At 69.0% G+C, this 21,917-nt stretch carries 20 protein-coding genes; 5 read left to right on the forward strand and 15 right to left on the reverse strand.

What is annotated here, in order from left to right:
* Positions 1-3: 3 nt before the first annotated feature.
* The 12 genes from Q1A98_RS19340 to Q1A98_RS19395 form a co-directional block, all read right to left on the reverse strand.
* The gene (locus tag Q1A98_RS19340) at positions 4-684 is read right to left on the reverse strand and encodes a hypothetical protein (RefSeq protein WP_299576468.1); all 681 of its coding nucleotides are present in this window, start codon (positions 682-684) and stop codon (positions 4-6) included.
* Entirely contained in the window at positions 681-1,529 is an 849-nt protein-coding gene (locus Q1A98_RS19345) for a hypothetical protein (protein WP_299576470.1), read from the reverse strand. Before Q1A98_RS19345 ends, Q1A98_RS19340 begins: the two co-directional genes overlap by 4 nt.
* Positions 1,526-2,959: an MlaD family protein gene (locus Q1A98_RS19350; protein ID WP_299576472.1), complete on the reverse strand. Its 1,434-nt coding sequence runs from the start codon at positions 2,957-2,959 to the stop codon at positions 1,526-1,528. Before Q1A98_RS19350 ends, Q1A98_RS19345 begins: the two co-directional genes overlap by 4 nt.
* Positions 2,956-4,236 (reverse strand): MCE family protein, encoded by a 1,281-nt coding sequence (locus Q1A98_RS19355; RefSeq protein WP_299576474.1) that lies wholly within the window; start codon positions 4,234-4,236, stop codon positions 2,956-2,958. The genes Q1A98_RS19350 and Q1A98_RS19355 overlap by 4 nt, the downstream gene beginning before the upstream one ends.
* Positions 4,233-5,525, reverse strand: coding sequence for an MCE family protein (locus Q1A98_RS19360; RefSeq protein ID WP_299576476.1), 1,293 nt, complete (start codon positions 5,523-5,525; stop codon positions 4,233-4,235). Before Q1A98_RS19360 ends, Q1A98_RS19355 begins: the two co-directional genes overlap by 4 nt.
* The gene (locus Q1A98_RS19365) at positions 5,522-6,688 is read right to left on the reverse strand and encodes an MCE family protein (RefSeq protein ID WP_299576478.1); all 1,167 of its coding nucleotides are present in this window, start codon (positions 6,686-6,688) and stop codon (positions 5,522-5,524) included. Before Q1A98_RS19365 ends, Q1A98_RS19360 begins: the two co-directional genes overlap by 4 nt.
* A complete protein-coding gene (locus Q1A98_RS19370; protein ID WP_299576480.1) occupies positions 6,685-7,758 on the reverse strand; it encodes an MCE family protein in 1,074 nt (357 codons plus the stop codon). The genes Q1A98_RS19365 and Q1A98_RS19370 overlap by 4 nt, the downstream gene beginning before the upstream one ends.
* Positions 7,751-8,923, reverse strand: coding sequence for an MCE family protein (locus tag Q1A98_RS19375; RefSeq protein WP_299576482.1), 1,173 nt, complete (start codon positions 8,921-8,923; stop codon positions 7,751-7,753). Before Q1A98_RS19375 ends, Q1A98_RS19370 begins: the two co-directional genes overlap by 8 nt.
* A gap of 3 nt (positions 8,924-8,926) precedes the next feature.
* A complete protein-coding gene (locus tag Q1A98_RS19380; protein WP_299576484.1) occupies positions 8,927-9,775 on the reverse strand; it encodes an ABC transporter permease in 849 nt (282 codons plus the stop codon).
* Positions 9,776-9,777: 2 nt separating this feature from the next.
* Positions 9,778-10,542: an ABC transporter permease gene (locus tag Q1A98_RS19385; RefSeq protein ID WP_299576486.1), complete on the reverse strand. Its 765-nt coding sequence runs from the start codon at positions 10,540-10,542 to the stop codon at positions 9,778-9,780.
* Positions 10,543-10,763: 221 nt separating this feature from the next.
* Positions 10,764-11,654, reverse strand: coding sequence for a 3-oxoacyl-ACP reductase (locus tag Q1A98_RS19390; RefSeq protein WP_299576488.1), 891 nt, complete (start codon positions 11,652-11,654; stop codon positions 10,764-10,766).
* A gap of 78 nt (positions 11,655-11,732) precedes the next feature.
* Positions 11,733-11,921, reverse strand: a complete 189-nt coding sequence (locus Q1A98_RS19395) for a ferredoxin (RefSeq protein WP_253647153.1) — start codon at positions 11,919-11,921, stop codon at positions 11,733-11,735.
* Between the two features lie 134 nt (positions 11,922-12,055).
* On the opposite strand from Q1A98_RS19395, the gene Q1A98_RS19400 reads away from it, so the two are divergent.
* Genes Q1A98_RS19400 through Q1A98_RS19410 form a run of 3 tightly spaced genes read left to right on the forward strand, consistent with a single transcriptional unit; the run spans position 12,056 to position 15,937 of the window.
* Positions 12,056-13,258, forward strand: a complete 1,203-nt coding sequence (locus Q1A98_RS19400) for an acyl-CoA dehydrogenase family protein (protein ID WP_299576490.1) — start codon at positions 12,056-12,058, stop codon at positions 13,256-13,258.
* A 10-nt stretch (positions 13,259-13,268) separates the two neighbouring features.
* The gene (locus Q1A98_RS19405) at positions 13,269-14,378 is read left to right on the forward strand and encodes an acyl-CoA dehydrogenase family protein (RefSeq protein ID WP_299576492.1); all 1,110 of its coding nucleotides are present in this window, start codon (positions 13,269-13,271) and stop codon (positions 14,376-14,378) included.
* On the forward strand, positions 14,375-15,937 hold the full coding sequence (locus Q1A98_RS19410; protein WP_299576494.1) for a long-chain-fatty-acid--CoA ligase: 1,563 nt from the start codon (positions 14,375-14,377) through the stop codon (positions 15,935-15,937). Before Q1A98_RS19405 ends, Q1A98_RS19410 begins: the two co-directional genes overlap by 4 nt.
* A gap of 10 nt (positions 15,938-15,947) precedes the next feature.
* On the opposite strand, the gene Q1A98_RS19415 is transcribed toward Q1A98_RS19410, so the two are convergent.
* Both Q1A98_RS19415 and Q1A98_RS19420 read right to left on the reverse strand, forming a co-directional pair.
* Positions 15,948-17,093, reverse strand: coding sequence for a nitronate monooxygenase family protein (locus Q1A98_RS19415; RefSeq protein ID WP_299576496.1), 1,146 nt, complete (start codon positions 17,091-17,093; stop codon positions 15,948-15,950).
* Positions 17,094-17,119: 26 nt separating this feature from the next.
* Entirely contained in the window at positions 17,120-18,778 is a 1,659-nt protein-coding gene (locus Q1A98_RS19420) for an acyl-CoA synthetase (RefSeq protein WP_299576498.1), read from the reverse strand.
* A gap of 75 nt (positions 18,779-18,853) precedes the next feature.
* Here Q1A98_RS19420 and Q1A98_RS19425 point away from each other — a divergent pair, with 75 nt between their 5' ends.
* On the forward strand, positions 18,854-19,651 hold the full coding sequence (locus tag Q1A98_RS19425) for a crotonase/enoyl-CoA hydratase family protein (protein WP_299576500.1): 798 nt from the start codon (positions 18,854-18,856) through the stop codon (positions 19,649-19,651).
* Here Q1A98_RS19425 and Q1A98_RS19430 read toward each other — a convergent pair.
* Complete coding sequence (locus tag Q1A98_RS19430; protein WP_299576502.1) at positions 19,638-20,288, reverse strand: TetR/AcrR family transcriptional regulator; 651 nt, start codon at positions 20,286-20,288, stop codon at positions 19,638-19,640. The two genes, Q1A98_RS19425 and Q1A98_RS19430, sit on opposite strands and share 14 nt — an antisense overlap.
* Positions 20,289-20,352: 64 nt before the next feature.
* Between Q1A98_RS19430 and Q1A98_RS19435 the strand changes: the two genes are divergently transcribed.
* The gene (locus Q1A98_RS19435) at positions 20,353-21,768 is read left to right on the forward strand and encodes a cytochrome P450 (protein WP_299576504.1); all 1,416 of its coding nucleotides are present in this window, start codon (positions 20,353-20,355) and stop codon (positions 21,766-21,768) included.
* Positions 21,769-21,917 lie beyond the last annotated feature (149 nt).

A 21,917-nucleotide genomic window follows, 5' to 3' on the forward strand; every position in this document is an offset into this window, starting at 1 on the left:
GCGTCAGCCCGCGGGGGCAGGGGTCGACCCGACCGGGGGCGCAGGAATCGACGATCCCGGCGGGGCCACTGCCCCACTGGCCGACGGCGCGCTCGACGGGTCGAGCTTCAGCTTCTGGCGCAGCGAGTCGTCGGTGATGACGGTGATGTCGTCGATGAGCCACCGGTCGCCCGAGCGCACCATCGAGTACTCGACGCGGCTCGGTTCGACGCGCACCAGTTGGTTGTCTCCCTTGGACACCGACTGGTTCATGAAGATGAGCACCGTCGCACGGTTCGCCGACGCCGACGAGACGCCCGCCTCCTGGATGGTCACCGTCGAGGTGACCTTCTGCTGCTTCACCTGGGCCGACAGGTCGCTGGACTTCATGATGTCGTCGTAGGTGGTGCGGGCCTTCCCGACGAGCCCCGCCGTGGCCTGGGTGACATTGCCGTCGACGGTGGCGGGGTCGAAGCCGAACATGACCACGGCGTAGCGCTTCCCGGCGTCGAGGGCCGCCACGCGGGCGTCCTCCCGATCGGTCGCCGACGACCACCGCAGACCGAGCACGGTGGCCGCGACGGCGCCGGCGATCACCAGCAGGACGAGGATCGCGGCGACGATCCGCACCCGGGTCGACTTCCACGGGTTGTCGGACGCCGGTGATTCCTGGTCGGTCTCGTGGACCGCGGTGTCGGTGCTCATGTCACCCACTCGTATCCGGTCAGCTTCATCTGACCGTCGATCCGTGAGACCGTGACCTTCCACCGGAACGTCTGCACCACCGGCTGCGGGTTGTTCATCGTCCAGCCGGACACGATGAGCACGGTCGCCTGATCGGCGTCGCTGGAGACGACGGCGTCGGCGAGGATGGTCCCCTTCGTCGTCACGTTCTGGGACTTGATGAGGTCGACGGTCTGCTGCAGCGTCTGCGACGTGTCCTCGAGCGCCTTGCCGCTCGCGTCCCTGCGGAACTCGTCGAGCGTGGAGTCGACGGTGGACGGGCTCAACGACGTCAGGTTCACCACCATCTGACGCGCGAACGCGACATACTCGGCGCGCTGAGCGGCGCGGTCGTCGATGCGCGAGGTGCTGACGGCGAAGAACACCGAGACCGCGGCGAGTCCGGCGATCACGAGGATCGCGAGTGTCCCGCTCAGGTAGAGACCGAGACGCGACCGGCGCACGGGCGCCTTCTTCGCGACCGACGGTGCGCCGCGGCGGCGTTCGCGATAGCTCAGCGTCGCACCCGACCGGGCGGGTGCGGCCTCGGTCGACGCCGCCTCGGTGGCCTGGGCCGAAGGCGTGTCGGATTCCGGTGCTGCAGAGGGCTTGTGAGCGGCGCCGTCGGTGAGGCGGCTCTTCCGGAGCGAGGTGATCGGGGCCGATCGACGGATGGGGCGCGCGGCGGTGGTCGACGTCGACGAGGCGGTCGTCGGTGACGCGCCGGCCGACGACGTCTCTCCCGCGGGCGGTCCGGCCGGGCGACGAACCCGCCGTCGCGTGCGGCGTGCGTCGGCATCGACGCGAACGTCTGCGTCCGCGCTCATCCCGACACCGTCCCGGTGATCAGGCCCTGCCATGTGGTGCTTCCTCCTCGGGCGGCGTCCTGCCCGCCGGTCGCGTCGCCCGCGGCGACGGCGTAGGTCTTGCCGTCAGGGCCGATCGCCGTGCCCGACCCCGGATCGTACGCGCCGGCGTAGACCGAGGGCTTCCCGTCGTAGGCGGACGGGGTGGCCGGCGTGAGCTTGCCGTCGGGCAGGCCGCTGATGCCCGGCAGGCCCTGGGGGAACGGCACGTTCTCGGCCAGCGGCTTGTACCCGGTCCGGCACTCCTCGGGCGTCGGTGCACGCCGGCCCGGGAACTCGACGCACGGGAAGTTGCGGGTGCCGCGTACTGCGACGTTGGAGTCCTGCGGGACGCGGCACAGCAGACCCGGCGGGATCTCCTGCGGGGTCTGGATGGCCGGGGACCGCCGCTGCGAGGCGGGCAGGAATCCGACGGTGCAGGTACCGGGGTCCTGGAAGCCGAGCGCGAAGTCGACGTTGGCGCCCTTGCGGGGGTCCTCGTTGTTCACCGCTGACACCAGCGCCTGCAGGACCCGCGGGTAGAGCACCAACACCTGGCGCAGGTTCGGCAGGTAGACGGCCAGTGTCTTGCCGGCGGTCGCGATGTTGTCGATGAGCAGCGGCAGCGTCTGGTTGAACGAGGTGAAGAGATCCCGTGCCTGCGAGACGGTTGCGGGGCCCTTTGCGAGGATGTCGCGCACCTCGGGATCGTTCTCGCGGAGCTGGTCGGTGAACGCGGCGACGTTCGCCGTCCACTGCCGGATCTCGCCGACGGTCGCGGTCTGCGTCTCCAGCAGCGGCTCGGCCTGCTCGATCAGTGTGCGGGTGACAGTGGAGTTGCGGTTCGCCTCCCCCGCGAACAGCGTCAGCGAGTCCAGGAGTCGTTGCAGCTCATCGGCGTTGCCGTTGAATGCGTCGAACGTCTCGTCGAGCACCCGCCGCAGCTTGCTGCTCTGTACCGACTTCAGCAGCGCGTCGGTGCGGTCGACGAGGGTGGAGATCTCGGTCGGCACCGTCCCGTTGCGGATCGTCGACCCGTCGCGCAACATCCCGCCGCCCGTGGCGTCTTTCGGCGTGAACTGCACGAACTGTTCGCCGACCGCGGAGACGCTCTGGACCGAGACCGCGGAGGACGCGGGGATCTTGTGATCGCTGGCGATGGACAGGTCGGCGCGGACCCCGGTGGAGGTGAGCGTGACGGATTCGACCCGACCGACGGTCACCCCGCGGTAGGTGACGTTCGCGTTCGGGTACAGGCCGCCGGTGTTCGGCAGGTCGAGATGCACGGTGTAGCGCCCGATCCCGAGCATCGTCGGCACCTGGACGTAGAAGACGCCGACCACGACGAGTGACACCACGGCCACGAGCGAGAAGATGGCCAGCTGGATGCGGACGAACCGGGAGATGGTCACGGTCGGCCTCCGCTCGGTGCGGGCTTCGGGGTCGACGGGGCGGTCGACGACCCTGCCGGCGGCGAGCTCGTCGCGCCCGTGTCGTCCTGCAGCGGCGCGAGGAACGGGTTCACGTTGCGCTTCGCCGCGCCCGCGGGGGTTCCCAGCGCGGCCTCCGGTCCGTAGACGGATGCGGGGTTGTTGAGACCGAGGCTCCGGAAGAGCCCGCGGCCGAGGCGTCCGTTGGTCAGGTCGAGCTGGATCACGCCGTTCACGAAGTCGCCCTTGACGATCTTGGGGATCACCGACTCCGCGAACGGGAAGGTGATCAGTACGCCGAGCGACCGCGTCAACGACTGGCCGCTGTCCTGCAGCTGCGCCAACACGGGACGCAGGTTGCTCACGATGGTCGTGATGTCCTGGCTGTTCGCGTCGAGGATGTCGTCGACGGTCTTGCTCAGCCGCCCCGTCGAGCCGAGCGTGTCGGTGAGGTTGCTTCGTTGGTCGACGAGGAGCTTCAGCGACGCCGGGAGCTGGGTCAGCGCACGGTCGACGGCGGGCTGCTGGTCGTCGATGCTCGCCGCCAGCCGATCGATGCCCGAGATGGCGTCGATGATGTCGTCGCGCTGGGCGTCGAGGTCGGAGACGAGGGTGGTGAGGCGCGGGATGAGGGCACGGATGGTGTCCTCCCGGCCGTTCAGCGCGTTGGACAGTTCGTGGACCACGTCACCGATCTGCGCGAGGCCGCCGCCGTTGAGGACCACCGACAGCGAGCTGAGCACCTGCTCGACCGTGGGGTAGGTGCACTGCGAGACCTGTTGCGCCTCCGTCACGTCGGCGATGGCGGGGCGGTTGTCGGGGGTGGGGACCTCCGCCTGGTCGGGGCAGTTCGTCGACGTCAGACGACCTCCCGGCGGGAGGACACCGCCGGACGGCTTCTCCGGCTGCACGATCTGCAGGTTCAGCGAGCCGAGGACGCTGGTGAGACCGACCACGGCGTACGAGCCGGCGGGCACACGGGTGCCCTTGTTCAGCCGCAGGGTGATCCGGGCCTTCCAGTTCTCGACGGTGGTCCGCCCGACGCTGCCGACGGTCGCGTCGTTCATCAGCACGGGGGCGTTCTCGACGAGATTGGCCGCGTTGGGCAGGACCGCCGTCAGCTCGTAGGACCCGTCGCCGGTGCCCTGCGCGCCCGGGATGGGCAGCGAGTTCAAACCCTGGAAGGAACAGGCGGAGGTCGCGAGGACGGCGGCGACCGTCACGCCGATCGCCGCGGTCCGGATCCGGCGGGCGCTCATCCCTGGCCCCCGAACGGCACGAGCAGGCCGGCGAGTCCGACGTTGCCACCGAACGCCTTCCGGGTCTGCGCGTCCTGGTCGATGATGCCCTGCTTCGCCCGCGCCTCCGTCGACGCGTTCTGGTAGGTGACCTGCCCGGGGAGCGCGTTGCGGCCGGTCACCGGATTCGTCAGGAACGGCGGGTAGTTCACCGAGATCGTCGAGATCAACGGGCCCAGGACGTCGACACACTTCGCCGCGTCCTGCGGTGTACTGCCCGGACGGTCGTTGCCGGCGATCGTCCCGCACAGCAGGTTGATCAGGTTGCCGAACTGGCCGAGACCGAAGATGCCGCTCAACGACGCCGTCATGGGGTTGTAGATGTTGTAGAAGTTCGACAGCTGCGTGGGCGCCGAGTGCAGCAGACCCCGGATCTGCTCGTCCTTGCGGGCGAGGATGTCGGTCGTGTCCGCCAGGCGGGCCACCGACTCCGTGAGGCGACGCCCGTTGGTGTCGATGAACGTCTTGAGGTCCCCCAACGCGCTGTCGAGGTTGGTGAGCGCGCCGTCGAGGTTGCGCGTGTTGTCGGCGAGAACCTGGCTGACCGAGGCGATCCGGCCGTTGAACTGGACGATCTCGTCGTGGCTACGGGAGAGCGCGTCGGTGAGCGTCTGGAGGTTGCGGATGGTGGCGAAGAGGTCACCGCGGTTGTCCGCCAGGGTCTTCGTCAGCGCCGAGAGCTCACGGACCGAGTTGCCGATGGCGGCACCGTTGCCGTCGAGGTTCTTGTCGGCCGTGTCGACCAGGCGCGCGACCGAACCCGGGTCGGCGCCGTCGGGACCCACCGCCTCGGACAGCTTCGTCAGCTGCGCCTTGATCTGATCCCACTCCACCGGGACCGCGGTGCGGTTCATCGGGATCGACGAACCGGCCTTCATCTCCGGACCGGTGTCGAACACCGGGTTCAGCTGGATGAACCGCCCGGACACCAGACTCTGCGCGACGATCACCGCGGTGGCGTCCGCGGGGACGCGGACATCACGGTCGACGTGGAACTCGACCTTCACGTCGTCCGACCGCGGTGTGATGGAGGCGATCGAACCGACGTCGACACCGATGACCTTCACCGGGTCGCCGGGGTACAGCCCGTTCACCTCGGTGAAGTAGGCGGTGTAGCTCTTGTAGGTCACGCGCTCGTAGGCCATGTAGGCCGCGATCACGACGACGATGATGACCAGCGTCGCGACGAGACCGATCCAGAATCGGCGACCGAGGTTGGCGGGGCTGAGGTTCTGCACGCTGAAGGTCATCCCTGCCCCCTGTCGCGGGGGGTGTCGGGGATCGGGATCGACCGGTTCGGGTCGCTCTCCGCGTCGGGCCGGGCGAAGAAGTTCGACAGGAACAGCGGGTTGCCGCTGTAGGTGAACGCCTTGTACGCCTCCGGGTACTTCTGCTGCAGGAGCAGCAGGAAGGTGTTCGTGTAGTCACCGAACGTCGGGATGCCCACGAACGACGAGAAGTACGGTCCGCTCGAGACGGCCTCACCGACGACGTTGGCGTACGGACCGAGCCGGTCGAGGGTGGCGTTCAGGTTCTGCCGGTTGTCCTCGAGGATGGTCAGCGCCTTGTTCAGGTTGGTCAGCACCGGGTCCAGCTGCGCGTTGTTGTCGGCGATGAACCCGCTGACCTGCGCAGCCACGTTCTTGACGCCGACGATCAACTCGCCCAGCGCCATCCGGCGCGCCTGGAGCTCCCCCAGCAGCGAGTTCCCGTCGACCAGCAGCTGGTCGATCTGCTTGCTGCGCTTGGCGACGATGTCGGTCACCGAGTTCGCCCGCGCGAGCAGCGACCGCAGCGCATCGTCTCGGTCGGAGATGGACTTCGACAGCCGCGCGACGCCGTCGACGGCGCCGCGGACCTGGGGCGGGGTGTCGGAGAACGTGTCGGACAACGTGTTCAGCGCGCGGTTGAGAGTCGCGGTGTCGGTCTGCTCCAGCGTCGACGTCGTGTCGTCCAGGGCGTCGGTGAGCGAGTAGGGCGCCAGGGTGTTGCGGAAGGGGATGGAGTCACCCGGCCGCAGCCGGCCGCTGCCGTGCGGCTCGACGGTCAGGTTCCGACGTCCCAGAACGGTCTCGGTCTTGATCGACGCCTGGCTGTCCGCTCCGACGTCCGTGCCGTCGGCCATCGTGAACGACACCTTCGCCGCGGTACGGCCGCGGGCGGTCCCGTCGTCGGTGTGCGCCAACGAGATCCCGTTCACGGTGCCGACCTGCACACCGGACACCACGACGACGTCGCCGGGGCGCAGACCACCGGCGTCGGAGAAGTAGGCGGTGTACACACTGCCGGTGGACAGGTAGGGCAGCTTGTCCATCTGCAGGGCGGTGATCACGACGAGCGCGGTGACGACCACGCCGATGATGCCGATGCGCGCGCGACCGTTGCCGCGACGGGGGGTGAAGGAGAACGTCATCTCGGGGTCGCACACCTCCCGCCCGGGTTCGTCGTCGGGTTCGCGTTGTTGACCGACCTGTACACGATCTCCTCGTGGTTCGGGCCGGTGAAGAACAGATCGACACGGCAGAGCCAGATCTGCAGCCACGCACCGTAACTGCCGAGGTTCGTCAGCTTCTTGAAGTCCTCGGGCAGACGTCCGAGCAGTCCTCGGAGGTAGGGCGCGTCGGCGTCGACGGCGCCGGCGACCGCCCCGGTGCTGCTGACGATGCGCTGCAGGTTCGGGCGGTTGGTGTCGAGCAGGTCGGCGAGTCCGTTCGTGGCCTGCGAGATGTCGGTCACCGCCTGGCCGATGGTCCCGCGGTCGTTCGCCAAGCCGGACACCAACTGCTGCAGGCGGTCCAGCGACGAGTCGAGTCCGGACTTGTCGGCGTCGAGGGTACCCAGCGCGGTGTTGAGGTTGTCGATGACGCTGCCGATGAGGCGGTCGCGGTCGGCGATCGAGTTCGTGAACGACGCCGTGGTCCGCAGCAGCTGCGTCAGACCGGCGCCCTGCCCCTGGAAGACCTGGATGAGCGAGTTCGACAGCTTGTTCACCTCGTCGGGGGCGAGGGTGTTGAACAGCGGCTTGAACCCGCCGAGGAGCTTGTCGAGGTCGAGCGCGGGCGAGGTCTGCGAGACGGGGATGTGCCCGCCGGCGGGCAGCAGGGCCGCCGGGTCACCGGTTCCCTCGGTGAGTTCGAGATACCGGTCGCCGGTGAGGTTCTCGTAGCGGACGTTCGCGTGGACCGACCGTGGCAGGCGGTACTGCTCGTCGACCGAGAAGTCGACGGCCGCGGTGTTGTCCCGGTTCAGCGAGACGCTCGCGACCTTGCCGACCTCGACGCCGGCGATACGCACCTTCGTCCCCGACTTCAGCTGCGACGCGTTCGAGAAGGTCGCCGAGTAGTCGCTGGTCGAACCGCTGCGGTACTGGCTGAACACGACGACCAGCCCGACGAAGACGAGCACCATCGCGACCGCGAACGCGCCGAGCTTTATCGCGGTGCGGCGGAACTCGATGTGGCGCTGCTTGAGAGGGTCAACCACGGGCGGTCGGTCCGAACATGATCTGGAAGAGCTTCTCCGGGTTCAGCTTCGCCGTGAAGCGGGGCTGGTACGGCTGGGCGGCGTTGTCGGTGACGTAGAACGGCGGATGTGCGGGGTCGTTGAAGTCGGACAGTCCGTACGCACACGTCGGCGGACCCTGCGCGTTGACCTTCGGCAGGTCCTCGGGGTAGCGGTAGGGCTCCTTGCCCGGCAGCACTCCCGCGTTGAGCGAGATGTATCCCGTCTTGTCACCGAAGATCGGCAGCGCCTTCGGCAGGACGCCGGCGGCGGTCTTCAGGAAGCAGGCGAGACCCGGCGCCTGATAGCCCAGCATCTGCGAGACCGGGTCGAGGTCGGTCAGCGCCCCGATCAACGTCTGCTTCTTCGGCCCGACGATCGAGTTGACGGTGTTCGCCAGACCGGTGGTGTTGACGAGAACAGCGTCCAGCGACGACGCGTTGTCCAGCAACGTGTTCCCGGTGGTGGTCACGTTGTCGAGGGCTCGCGCGATGTTCGCGAAGGAGTCGGCGTAGACCTCGGTCACCGTGGCGGTGTCGCGGAAGTCGGCGTTGAGCGCGTCGAGGGCGGGGTTGAGCTTCCCGACCGTTTGTGACAGGTCGTCGAGCCCCTGACCGATCTGCTCCCCCCGGCCGTGCAGCGCGGTGTCGACGGCACCGAGCGTCGCGTTGAGCTTCTCCGGTTGCAGTTGCGCGAGCACGTCGACGAGTCGACCGAAGACGGTGTTCAGCTCGACCTGCACCCGGTCGGCGGCGATGGTGTCGCCGGCGCGGAGGTTCGGGCCCGACGAGTTCGGCGGGACGCTGAGGTCGACCGACTTGGCGCCGAAGATGGTGTTGGAGCGGATCTGTGCGGTGACGTCGGCCGGTACCCGCGACAGCTCGTCGGAGTTCACGTCGAGGTGCAGCGTCACGCGGTCACCGTCGGGGCTGATCTTCGCGACCCGCCCGATGGTGACGCCCCGCAGGCGCACCTTGGCGTCGGGATTCATCACCAGCCCGGCGCGGTCGGCGGTGAGCGTCACCGGCACCGTCGAGCGGAACGCGTCGAAGAACTGCATCACCGAGAGCGTGACCGCACCGACGATCGCCGCGACGAGCAGCACCGCGGCGAGACGCCGCGCGAACGTGGAGTGACCGGTCGCCATGCCTCAGCCCGCCAGGTTGAAGTCGCCGTCGGCGCCGTAGATGGCGAGCGAGAGGAGCAGGGTGATGACGACGACCACGATGAGCGAGGCCCGCACGGCGTTGCCGACGGCGATGCCGACGCCGACCGGACCGCCGGACGCGTTGTAGCCGTAGTAGGTGTGGATCATCATGACCGCCACGGCCATACAGATCGCCTGTACGAACGACCACAGGATGTTCGACGGTATGAGGAAGGTCGAGAAGTAGTGGTCGTAGACGCCGGACGACTGTCCGTAGAACAGGACCGTGGCGAACCGTGCGGCCAGGAACGACGCCACCGACGCCAGTGCGTACAGCGGGATGATCGCGATCAGGCCGGCGATGATGCGGGTGCTGACGAGATACGGGATCGACGAGATGGCCATCGACTCCAGCGCGTCGATCTCCTCGCTGACACGCATGGCACCGAGTTGCGCTGTGGCACCGGCACCGATCGTCGCGGCGAGTGCGATGCCCGCGATGACGGGCACGGCGATGCGCACGTTGATGAAGGCGGAGAAAAAGCCGGTGAGCACCTCGACGCCGATGTTCGCCAGCGAGCTGTACCCCTGCACGGCGATGGTTCCGCCGGTGAACAGGGTGAGGAAGCCGACGACGACGACGGTGCCACCGATGAGCGCGAGAGCCCCCGTGCCCATGCTGATCTCGGCGATCAGCCGGAGCGTCTCCTTCTTGTACAGACGCAGCGCACGCGGGATCGCGACGATGCTGTCGACGTAGAACATCGCCTGGTCACCGAGTGCGTCCCACTCGCCCGTCGAGCGTTGCGCCAGGCGGGATCCGCGGAAGGTGAGGCTGTGTGGCAGGACCATGACTACCCTCCCGTCGCCTTGAGACCGACCGCGGTGACGACGACGTTCACCACGAACAGGGCCATGAACGAGTAGACGACGGTCTCGTTGACCGCGTCGCCGACGCCCTTCGCGCCGCCCTTCACCGTCAGCCCGCGGTAGCACCCGACGAGCCCGGCGAAGAGACCGAACAGAGCTGCCTTGACCATCGAGATGATCAGCTCACCCAGACCGGTCAGCAGCGTGAGGTTCGCGATGAACGCACCGGGGTTGACGTCCTGCAGGTAGACGGAGAAGACGAAGCCACCGCCGAGGCCGATCGTGCACACGAGGCTGTTGAGCAGCAGTGCCACGATCGTCGACGCGATGACGCGGGGGACGACGAGACGGTGGATCGGGTCGATGCCGAGCACCCGCAGGGCGTCGATCTCCTCACGGATGGTGCGGGCCCCGAGGTCGGCGCAGATGGCCGTCGCGCCGGCGCCCGCCACGATGAGCACCGTGACGATCGGGCCGATCTGGGTGATGGTGCCGAGCGCGGCACCGGCGCCGGACAGGTCCTGCGCGCCGATCTCGCGCAGCAGGATGTTCAGGGTGAAGCTGACGAGCACGGTGAACGGGATGGCGACCAACAGCGTCGGGACCATCGAGACCCGGGCGATCGCCCACGACTGCTCGACGGTCTCGCGGGCCTGGAACGGGCGGCGCGGCAGCTCACGTGCTGCCGCGACGGCGAGTCCGACGAAGTCACCGACTCCTGCGAACGGGGCCGCCAGTCTGGTTCTCACCGACTCTCCTCACACCCAGCCGCGCCGTGGGGCCCGACCCGTTCGGCCCCGTTCCGGGAGGCGAACCCACGACGTCCGATCACCGCGACCGACGTCCGACGCCGCTTCTCGGCTCGGCGCGACAACGGCTTTCACGTCGTCGACGGCGCTCGGTCGAAGGGAACTTAGCATGCGTCCAATTGGTTGCCGTGCGTGTTGGTCGAATACACAGCGAGTCGTCCTCACTGCGCCAGCGCATTCGCCGCGGAGAAGGTCCGCGACGGGTCCCGATCGGCGAAATAGCTGCTCAGACGGGTCGACAGCGCGGCGGGGTCCCACGCGTCGCCGTCGGCCGTGAACGTCTCCTCGACCGTCGGCGCCGCCATGAGCGTCACCTTCGGGCCGTACACGACGAACACCTGACCGCTGACGGCCGCCGAGTCGGGCCCGGCGAGGAACTGCACCAGCGACACGACGTGGTCGGTGGCGAGCGGGTCGACGCCGTCGGCCGGCGCCTCCCCGAACACCGACGCGGTCATCGCGGTCCGGGCACGGGGGCAGATGGCGTTGGCCGTGACCCCGTGGCGTGCGAGGACCCGCGAGGCGGAGAGCGTCAGCGCGGTGATCCCGGCCTTGGCGGCGCCGTAGTTCGCCTGCCCCTCGGGCCCGAGGAGGCCCGCCTCCGACGAAGTGTTGATGATCCTGCCGTACACCGGGCCGCCCGCGGCCTTCGACGCCGCGCGCCAGTGCGCGGCGGCGTTGCGGTTGAGCAGGAAGTGACCACGCAGGTGGACACGGACGACGAGATCCCACTCGTCGTCGCTCATGTTGAAGAGCATCCGGTCGCGGACGACGCCGGCGTTGCACATGAGCACGTCGAGCGATCCGTGGTCCTCGACAGCCGTCCGGACGATCTCGGTGGCGGTCGCGGACTCGCCGATGTCGCCGGGGACCACGACGGCCGTCCCCCCGGCCGCGGAGACGGCATCGACGACGTCGCTGCCGTCGAGCGCCCCGGCGAGATCGTTGACGACCACGGTCGCACCGAGTGCGCCCAGTCCGATGGCCTCGGCACGGCCCAGCCCCGCGGCCGCCCCGGTCACGACGGCGACACGCCCTTCGAGAGATTGCACAGCTAGAACTTGTTCTAATTCTGCCGTGATGTCAAGGGGCGTGCACCGTCTCGGGCGCCGGGGCCGGGCGCGCGCGGGTCACTCGATGGAGAGTGCCGCCTTCGGGCAGTTGGCGACCACCTGGCGCATCTCCTCGAGGCGGTCGTCGGGGACCTCCTCCTGCAGGATCACCAGGTAGTCGTTGTCGTCGAGGTCGAACACGTCGGGAGCCATGCCGACGCAGACCGCGTTGGACTCGCAGAGGTCGAAATCTGCCTTGATGCGCATGCCGTGACCTTCCGTTCCCCGAGTGCGTGCGTTGACGCACTGGATCGATTCGCGTTAGAACGTGTTCTAGAATCCCACCACAGGCCGGACCACCGACCGAACGTTCCGTCACCGATACTCTCACGGAGTCCGCGATGCGCATCGCTTATACCGAGGCCCAGGAGGAGCTCCGTCGCGAGCTCCGCACCTATTTCGCGCGGCTGATGACGCCCGAACGCCGCGCCGCACTGGCGTCGGACTCGGGTGAGGTCGGGGCGGGCAACGTCTACCGCGAGATCGTCGCGCAGATGGGTGCCGACGGATGGCTCGCGCTGGGCTGGCCCGAGGAGTACGGCGGCCAGAACCGCCCGATGATGGACCAGCTGATCTTCACCGACGAGGCGGCCATCGCCGGTGTGCCGGTCCCGTTCCTCACCATCAACTCGGTGGCGCCGACGATCATGCACTACGGCACCGACGAGCAGAAGGCGTTCTTCCTGCCGAGGATCGCCGCCGGCGAGCTGCACTTCTCCATCGGTTACTCCGAGCCGGGCGCCGGCACCGACCTCGCGTCGCTGCGGACCACGGCCGTGCTCGACGGCGACGAGTTCGTGATCAACGGCCAGAAGATGTGGACGAGCCTGATCCAGTACGCCGACTACATCTGGCTCGCCTGCCGCACCGACCCGGCCTCGATGGAGCCCGGCGGGAAGAAGCACAAGGGCATCTCGATGATCATCGTGCCCACGTCGGCCGAGGGCTTCGGCTACACGCCGGTGCACACGATGGCCGGCGTCGACACCAGTGCGACCTACTACTCCGACGTTCGTGTCCCGCGGTCGGCGCTCGTCGGTGAGCTCGGCGGCGGGTGGCCGCTGGTCACCAACCAGCTCAACCACGAACGCGTCGCGCTGTGTTCGGCCGCACCGATCCAGCAGGCCCTGCGCGAGACGGTGGAGTGGGCGCAGAACACCAAGCGGGCCGACGGCAACCGCGTCATCGACGCCGAGTGGGTGCAGCTGAACCTCGCCCGGGTGCACGCCAAGGTGGAGTTTTTGAAGCTGATCAACTGGAACATCGCGTCGACGGCCACGCAGGGTGGGTCGCCGTCCCCGGCCGACGCCTCCGCGACGAAGGTGTTCGGCACCGAGTTCGCCACCGAGGCCTACCGGTTGCTCATGGAGGTGCTCGGCCCGGCGGCGACGCTGCGACGGACCTCCCCGGGAGCCCAGCTCGCCGGACGCATCGAACGGTTCCACCGGTCGTCGCTCATCCTCACCTTCGGCGGCGGCACCAACGAGATCCAGCGCGACATCATCGCGATGCTCGCCCTCCGACAGCCCGCCCAGAAGCGCTGAGAGGCCAGACATGGACTTCCGTCCCACCGACGAGATGACCGACGTCGCCGGACTCGCCCGCGACATCGCCGCCACGATCTCCACGCCCGAGGCGATCGCCGCGGCCGAGACAGCCGGGGATCCGATCGACGCCGCGCTGTGGTCGGCGCTCGCCGACGCCGGGCTGCTCGCGCTCGAGGCCGACGAGGCCGACGGCGGGGCCGGGCTCGGTGTCGTCGAGAACCTCGCCGTCGCGCAGGAACTCGGCGCGGTGTTGGCGCGGGTGCCCTTCGGGCCGCACGCGATGGTGGCCGTGCCGCTGATCGCGCGACTCGGCGGGCAGCGGTTGCGGGCGACGTGGTTGCCGCGCGTCACCGACGGGTCGTCCGTGGTGACCGTCGCCGCGGACGGCGAGCTCGCCGAGGATCCGCTCGCCCCCACCATCACCGCCCGTGCAGACGGGGACGGATGGGTGCTCGACGGCACGGCGCTGTCGGTGCCTTTCGGCGCCTCCGCGGCGGCGGTCATCGTGACGGCGACCGCGCCCGACGGGACGCTGGCCGCTCTGGTGCCGACCGACGCCGCTGGGCTGACCCGAGAGGACGCCCACACGACGGGCCTCGTGCCGTCGGCACACATCGACCTCACCGGTGTGAGGGTGGCCGCCGAGGACGTCCTCGGACGATCCGACGCGGTGACGGCCGTCGTGGACCGACTCACCCTGGCGCAATGCGCCGACCAGGTCGGGGTCGTCACCGGCGCCCTGGACCGGACCGCCGAGTACGCGCGCGAACGCGAGCAGTTCTCGCGGCCCATCGGGTCGTTCCAGGCCGTGGCGCAGCGACTCGCCGACGGCTACATCGACGTCCGCGCGGCGACGCTGACCACGCTGCAGGCGGCCTATCTCGTCGGGGCCGGGGAACCGGCGGGGACCGAGTTGGCGACGGCGAAGTTCTGGTCCGCCGAGGCAGGACACCGGGTGGCGCACACCGCGGTCCACGTGCACGGCGGCGTGGGCATCGACACCAGCCATCCCCTGCACCGGTACTTCCTGCGCGCCAAGCAGAACGAGTTCGCGACGGGGTCGGCGACCACCGCGCTGCGTCGTATCGGCGCGGCGTTGGCAGCCGAACCCGTGTGACCACCGGGGCGGGCGCCCTCGCGATCGCCGATCTGCTCGACCGCCTCGTCGACGTCGACGATCGTGGGATCCGTTGTGGGGACACCACGATCACCTGGCGTGACCACCTCGTGGACGCGCGCCGCTGGGCCGGCGCGCTGCGCGCGCGTCTCGATCCCGACCGACCGGCGCACGTCGCCGTGCTCCTCGCGAACACCCCGGCGTTCGCGACGGTGCTGTCTGCCGCCGCGCTCGACGGACTCGTGGTGGTCGGGCTGAACACCACGCGGCGGGGGGCGGCACTCGCGCGCGACATGGCTCTCGCCGACTGTGCACTCGTGCTCGTCGAACCCTCGACCGCCGCCCTCCTCGACGGCGTCGACACCGCCGGAGTGCCCGTCGTCGACGTGACCGGGCCCGCGTGGCTGTCGGAGGTCGCCGCCCAGACGGTCGGGTCCCCGATCAACCGACCGGCCGCGGACGACCTGTTCATGCTGATCTTCACCTCCGGCACCAGTGGCGACCCGAAAGCCGTCCGATGCGATCACGCCAAGGTGACCGCCGCCGGCACGATGCTCGCCGACCGGTTCGGACTGGGCGCCCACGACGTCGTCTACCTGTCGATGCCGATGTTCCACTCGAACGCGATCATCGCCGGGTGGGGTGTCGCGGTCGCCGCGGGTGCGTCGATCGCGCTGCGGCCGCGGTTCTCTGCCTCGGGGTTTTTCGACGACGTCCGTCGCTTCGGCGCCACCTACGCCAACTACGTGGGCAAGCCACTGAGTTACGTCCTGGCGACGCCGGCCCGCGCCGACGACGCCGACAACCCGCTTCGGATCGTCTACGGCAACGAGGCCTCCGCGGGGGACATCGTGGCATTCGGCGAGCGCTTCGACGTCCGCGTCGTCGACGGGTTCGGGTCGACCGAGGGCGGTGTCGCGATCGGCCGGACCCCGGACACCCCACCCGAGGCGCTCGGTCCGCTCGTCCCACCGGTCGCGGTCGTCGACATCACGACCGGACTCCCCTGCCCGCCTGCCGAGTTCGACGCCGCCGGTCGGCTCCTCAACGCGGACGACGCGGTCGGCGAGGTCGTCAACACCGCGGGTCCCGGCGCGTTCACCGGCTACTACGGCGATCCTGCCGCCGAGGCCGAGCGGATGCGCGGCGGTGTCTACCACACCGGCGATCTGGCCTATGTCGACGACGACGGCTTCGTGTACTTCGCCGGCCGCATGGGCGACTGGGTGCGCGTCGACGGCGAGAACGTCGGTACCGGACCCATCGAACGGATCCTCCTGCGGAACAAAGACATCCGCCTGGCGAGCGTCCACGGGGTCGCCGCCGAGGTGGGCGATCAGATCGTCGCCACACTCGTCGCCGACGGGCTCACCGCCGACATGCTCTCGTCGTTCCTCGCGGCCCAGTCGGATCTCGGCCCCAAGCAGTGGCCGTCGCAGATCTGCCTCGTCGACACGCTACCGACCACGGCGACCTTCAAGGTGCTGCGGCGCGAGATCGCGGCGTCGGCACCGGAGCCGACGTGGACCCTCGACCCGGTGACCCGCACCTACCGATGACGGCCGGCGGTCAGGCCGGGGCGGTGTGCGGCAGGGTCGCGGCGAGACGTTCGACGGTGCGGGTGTACTCCTCGACGAGCCCGTCGATCAGCTCCGCGACGGGGGTGATGGCGTTCATCCGGCCGACGATCTGTCCGGCCGGCATCGCGACGACCTGCGGGTCGTCGGCGGCCGAGATGCGCGAGTGGGCATCCGCGACGAGCAGGTTCTGCAGCGGCATCGGCAGTGGCGCAGGCGCATCCGGGGCATCCCAGGCATCGGTCCACTTCGTCTTCAACAGCCGAGCGGGCTTGCCGGAGTAGATGCGACGACGCACGGTGTCGTGCGAGGTCGCCGCGAGCAGCGCCTGCTGGATGGTGGTCGGCCCGTCGCCCTTCGCACCGAGCCGGTACTCGGCGGCGGTCAGCCAGTAGGACCCCATCCACACACCGTCGGCGCCGGAGGCGAGTGCGGCGGCGACCTGGCGACCGCTGCCGACACCACCGGCGGCGAGCACGGAGGCGTTGTCCCCCACGGCATCGACGACCTCCGGCCACAGCACGACCGACGTGATCTCCCCGGTGTGGCCACCGGCCTCGTAGCCCTGCGCGATGACGATGTCGACGCCGGCGTCGACGTGGTGCAGAGCATGGGAACGGGCGCCGGCCAGTGCCGCGACCTGCACGCCGTGGGCGTGGGACGCGGCGATCACGTCCTCCGGCGGCGAGCCGAGAGCGTTCGCGATCAGCTTGATCTGACCGTGTCGGTCGGCGTGCTCCATCGCGATGTCGACGTGGGAGCGGGCGACGGAGTGCAGCCAGCCGAGCACGCCCGCGTTCACGCGCTCCTCGCCCTCGAGGGTCGGCACACCGAGCTCGTCGAGCGTGCGCTCCACGAACGCCCGGTGCTCCGGCGGGATCATCGCGTCGAGGTCGACCTTCGTGCCCTCGGTCGGGATCTTCGCCGGCATGACGATGTCGACGCCGAACGGCTTGCCGTCGGTGTTCTCGTGCATCCAGGTGAGCACGCGGTCGAGCTCGTCGGCCTCGTTGAAGCGGACGCACCCGAGCACACCGAGACCGCCGGCCCGGCTGATCGCGGCGGCGACGTGTTCCGACGGGGTGAAACCGAAGATCGGGTACTCGATGCCGAAACGGTCGGCGAGTGCGGTGCGCATGGTGAGCCTGTCTGTGTCGATGACCGTCAGGTACGGGTGGAGGTGACCTCGAGGGTCTCGTCGGCGGGACGGGATTCCGTGACCTCGTGCCCCCAGCGGTAGTTCGGCTTCCCCGCGGGCGAGCGCTTGATCTCGTCGACGAACCAGACGCTGCGCGGACACTTGTAGCCGGCGATCTGCTCGCGGGCGACGGCGTTGATGTCCTCCAGGCCCGGCCGATGGCCGTCGCGGGCGGCGATCACGGCCGCGACGCGGTTGCCGTACCGCTCGTCGGGGACGCCGACGACGACGGTGTCGAACACGTCGGGGTGTGCCTTCAGCGCCTGCTCCACCTCTTCCGGGAAGATCTTCTCGCCGCCGGAGTTGATCGACACCGATCCGCGGCCGAGCATCGTGATGGTGCCGTCGGACTCGTAGCGGGCGAAGTCGCCGGGCATCGAGTACCGCACGCCGTCGAAGGTCGTGAAGGTCTTCTCCGACTTCTCCGGGTCGTTGTGGTAGCGCAACGGGATGTTGCCGGTGCGGGCCATCAGACCGACCTCGTCGGAACCGACGGGGATGACGGTGCCGTCCTCGCGCAGCAGGACCGTGTTGGGATCGGCCTTCACACGCGGCCCGCCCGCGTGCGCCTGCCCCTTCTCGACGGCGGTCATGCCGCCGAAGCCGGTCTCGGACGACCCGATCGCGTCGACGATCACCGCGTTCGGGAAGCGGTCGACGTACTGGTCCTTGACGCTCTGGGAGAAGATCGCCGCCGACGAGGCGATGGACAGGACCGACGAGGTGTCGTAGTCCTTCTCCAGCAGCGCCTCGATCATGGGGCGTCCCATGGCATCCCCGGTGATGAACACGACGTTCGCCTTGTGCCGCTCGACGATCTCCCACGTCTGGTGCGCGCCGAACTCGGGGTAGATGATCGCCTTCTGGCCGCCGAAGAGCGCCTGGAACACCGCCCACTGCGACCCGCCGTGGATGAACGGCGGGATCGGGAACCGCACCAGCTGGCCACCGGCCGCACCCTCGTTCGCGAACTTCCACTCGTCGGTGACGGGTTCGCCGGTGTACCAGTCGGTTCCACCGCCGAGGACGCGGAACACGTCGTACTGACGCCACACCACGCCCTTGGGCTTCCCCGTCGTCCCGCCGGTGTAGAGGATGTAGAGATCGTCGTCGGAGCGCTCCTCGAAATCGCGCTCGGTGGGGTTGTTCGCGACGGCGTCGTCGAACTCGATCGCGTCGGCGGTGAGGTGCCCGTGGTTGAGCGCGTCGGCGATGTCCTTGCCCGTACCGTCCTCGATGACGATCAGGTGCTTGAGGTCGGGCGCCTTCGGCAGCACCTTCGCGACCTTCTGCGTGTACTGCCGTTCGTAGATCAGCACCGACATCTGCGAGTCGGTGAAGATGTGCTCGAGCTCGGCCTCGACGTAGCGGAAGTTGACGTTCACCATCACCGCACGTGCCTTGAAGATCGCCACCATCGCCTCGACGCACTCGAGGGTGTTGCGGCTGTAGAGCCCGACCGTGTCCCCGGGTTGCACGCCGAGGGTGCGGAGCTGATGGGCGAGCGCGTTGCTGCGCGCCTCGAGTTCGGCGTACGTCCGCGACGCGCCGTCGGTCTCCAGCGCGACGCGATCGGGCATCAGATCGACGGCGTGCTCGACGAGATCGGCGATGGTGAAGGCCATGGGACAAAACTAGAACGTGTTACCGTTTTGGGCAAGGACACCGCAGAACACCTGCCTGATCGAGAGGGAGTCGTCGTGCCCGACACCCCGGAGCCCGAATGCCTCGTCGAGAAGCGCGGACACACGCTGATCGTGACCCTGAACCGTCCGCAGGCGCGCAACGCGCTGTCGACGGAGATGATGCGCATCATGGTCGAGGCCTGGGACCGCATCGACTCCGACGACGACATCCGCGTCGCGATCCTGACCGGGGCGGGCGGGTACTTCTGCGCGGGCGCGGATCTGAAGAACATGGACAGGAACGCGCCGGGTGACAGCTTCGACTCCGGCGAATTCGACCCCACCCACCTTCCCGCGCTCCTCAAAGGTCGACGCCTGACCAAGCCGTTGATCGCCGCGGTCGAGGGACCGGCGATCGCCGGCGGGACCGAGATCCTGCAGGGCACCGACATCCGCGTCGCCGGCGAGAGCGCGCGGTTCGGCGTCGCCGAGGCGCGCTGGGGCCTGTTCCCTCTCGGCGGCAGCGCTGTCCGGCTCGTCCGCCAGATCCCGTACACGATCGCCGCCGACATCCTGCTGACCGGCCGCCAGGTCACCGCCGCCGAGGCGTTGTCCTACGGGCTGATCGGGTACGTCGTCCCCGACGGCACCGCACTGGAGAAGGCACTCGAGATCGCCGACCGCATCGCCGCGAACGGTCCCGTCGCGGTGCAGAACATCCTCCGCACGATCCGCGACACCGAGGGCATGCACGAGATGGACGCGTTCCCCATCGAGGCCGCGCTCGGCAAGAAGGTGTTCTCCAGCGACGACGCGAAGATCGGCCCGAAGGCGTTCGCGAACAAGGAGAAGCCGGTCTTCACCGGCCGGTGAGCGAACCCGTCGCCGTGGTCTCGTCGCCGAGGATCTCGACGACGAGCGGGGGCAGCACCGACGGCGGCAGGCCCGCGAGCGTCCCGAAGAACGACGAGCGACACATGGCGACGACGTCGTCGGGGTCGATCCGCTTGTCGGTCAGCATCTCGTAGCAGGCCGCACGCAGCTGGCCGATCCAGCTCCGCAACGCGAGCACGAGGATCGGCGCGGGGTCGTCGGCGCCGGTGACGGACAGGATGCGGGATATCTGCTCGTCGCTCGAGACCGAGACCAGCGACACGACCTCCGGATCCGAGCTGACGCCACTGCGGAACACCGCGCGCACGCCGTGTTCGTGCTGCAGGCAGTGGTCGACGAAGGCACGGATGCCGTTCACCAGCTGCTCCACGGGCGACAGCGTGGGATCCGGTGCCGTCTCGTCCATGAGGCGTTCGTTCTCGCGGGTGAGCATCGCGACGAAGAACTCCCGCTTCCCCGGGAAGTAGTGGTAGAGCAGGCCGCGGGAGACACCCGCGAGCTCTGCGACGCGTTCGATGTGCACCTCGTCGTACGGGTGGGTCGCGAAGAGCTCGACGCCGAGGTCCAGCAACGCCTCACGCCGACGTTCGGGACTCATCCGCGTTCGTCCGGCCACGCGCTCACGCTACCCGGCCGGGTCGCTACTTGACGCTGGTTCAATAGCGCGGGAGAGTCAGGGCGTGGCACGCAACGACTGGCACGGCCGACAGTTCCCCCACCCGGGTCGCCGCCGACCGGTGATCGGTGACCTCCTGACCGTGGACCGCTCGAGTCCGATCCAGAGCATGCTCGAGGCGTCGCGCGGCCTGGGTCCGATCTGGGAACTCCGTGTCCTGCGCGAGCGACTGGTGTTCGTCGGGACCGCCGAGCTCACCGCGGAGTTGTGCGACGAGACCCGCTTCTGCAAGGCGCTGCCGCCCGCGGTCGACGCCCTGCGCGACTACGCCGGCGACGGGCTGTTCACCGCCTACAACCACGAGCCGAACTGGCAACTGGCGCACGAGCTCCTGGTCCCCGCCTTCACCAAGTCGGCGATGCGCTCCTACCACCCCGTCATGGTCGAGACGGCGTCGGAACTGTTCGACTACTGGGAGCGTCGACTGGCCGACGGTCCCGTCGACGTCTCGCGCGACATGACCAAGCTGACCATGGAGACCCTCACGCGCTCCGCGTTCAGCCGGGACTTCGGGTCGTTCCGGACAGCGGAGGCACACCCCTTCGTCGCCGCTATGGTCACTGCGCTGGAGACCGGCCGCCGCAAGGGCACGGTGCGCACGCTGCCGGGCGGCTCGGCGCTCGCGTGGCTGCTCGACCGCCGCTACGCACGCCACACGGACTACCTCGACTCGATGCTCGACGAGCTCATCGCCACCCGGAGCGGTTCCGACGAGCAGCACGACCTCCTCGGCATCATGCTGAACGTCGCCCACCCCGAGACCGGCGAGAAGCTGGAGCCGGTCAACATCCGGTATCAGATCCTCACCTTCCTGGTCGCCGGACACGAGACGACCTCGGGCGCACTGTCGTTCGCGCTGCACTATCTGGCCCGCAACCCCGACTGCCTCGCTCGGGCACGGTCCGAGGCCGACGAGATCCTCGGCGACGACCCCACCGCGATGCCCGAGTTCGAGCAGGTGGCCAAGTTCCGGTACATCCGTCGGGTGCTCGACGAGTCGCTGCGCATCTGGCCGACCGTCCCGGGATTCGCCCGGGCTCCGCGGGAGTCGACGGTGCTCGCCGACGAGTACCGCATGGATCCCGACGACTACGCGATCGTGAGCCTCGGCGCGGTGCACAAGGATCCAGCCGTCTGGGACGACCCCGACCGCTTCGACCCGGACCGGTTCCTCCCCGGGAACGTCAAGAAGCGACCACCCCACAGCTACAAGCCGTTCGGGGCGGGGTTGCGGTCCTGCATCGGGCGCCAGTTCGCGATCCACGAGGCCGTCCTGGTCCTCGCGACCCTGATCCACCGATTCGACTTCGAGGGCGACCCCGGCTACGACCTCCGCGTCACCGAACGCCTCACCATGCTCCCCGAGGGCTTCGAGCTGACCTTGCGTCCTCGCGCACGGTCGGAGGTCGCGGCCTCCTGACCCCCACTCGTCCGTTGGGCATCAGGAACCATCGGTTGGGCGTTTGGAACCGTTCGTTGGGCGCTTGGAACGCGCCGTCGGACACGGCTGCCCACTCGAGAGCTCCTGCTGCCCAACAGACGGTCCCGACCGCCCAACGGACGGTTCCA

This window comes from uncultured Williamsia sp. (genome assembly GCF_947494875.1).
Lineage (GTDB): Bacteria > Actinomycetota > Actinomycetes > Mycobacteriales > Mycobacteriaceae > Williamsia_A.

Bases quoted from the DNA above. Each gene is read 5' to 3' on its own strand.
- Q1A98_RS19405 (WP_299576492.1), top strand. From the start codon at position 13,269: ATGGACTTCCGTCCCACCGACGAGATGACCGACGTCGCCGGACTCGCC.
- Q1A98_RS19375 (WP_299576482.1), bottom strand. From the start codon at position 8,923: ATGGCGACCGGTCACTCCACGTTCGCGCGGCGTCTCGCCGCGGTGCTG.
- Q1A98_RS19415 (WP_299576496.1), bottom strand. From the start codon at position 17,093: ATGCGCACCGCACTCGCCGACCGTTTCGGCATCGAGTACCCGATCTTC.
- Q1A98_RS19360 (WP_299576476.1), bottom strand. From the start codon at position 5,525: ATGACCTTCAGCGTGCAGAACCTCAGCCCCGCCAACCTCGGTCGCCGA.
- Q1A98_RS19420 (WP_299576498.1), bottom strand. From the start codon at position 18,778: ATGGCCTTCACCATCGCCGATCTCGTCGAGCACGCCGTCGATCTGATG.
- Q1A98_RS19340 (WP_299576468.1), bottom strand. From the start codon at position 684: ATGAGCACCGACACCGCGGTCCACGAGACCGACCAGGAATCACCGGCG.
- Q1A98_RS19380 (WP_299576484.1), bottom strand. From the start codon at position 9,775: ATGGTCCTGCCACACAGCCTCACCTTCCGCGGATCCCGCCTGGCGCAA.
- Q1A98_RS19345 (WP_299576470.1), bottom strand. From the start codon at position 1,529: ATGAGCGCGGACGCAGACGTTCGCGTCGATGCCGACGCACGCCGCACG.
- Q1A98_RS19355 (WP_299576474.1), bottom strand. From the start codon at position 4,236: ATGAGCGCCCGCCGGATCCGGACCGCGGCGATCGGCGTGACGGTCGCC.
- Q1A98_RS19395 (WP_253647153.1), bottom strand. From the start codon at position 11,921: ATGCGCATCAAGGCAGATTTCGACCTCTGCGAGTCCAACGCGGTCTGC.
- Q1A98_RS19365 (WP_299576478.1), bottom strand. From the start codon at position 6,688: ATGACGTTCTCCTTCACCCCCCGTCGCGGCAACGGTCGCGCGCGCATC.
- Q1A98_RS19400 (WP_299576490.1), top strand. From the start codon at position 12,056: ATGCGCATCGCTTATACCGAGGCCCAGGAGGAGCTCCGTCGCGAGCTC.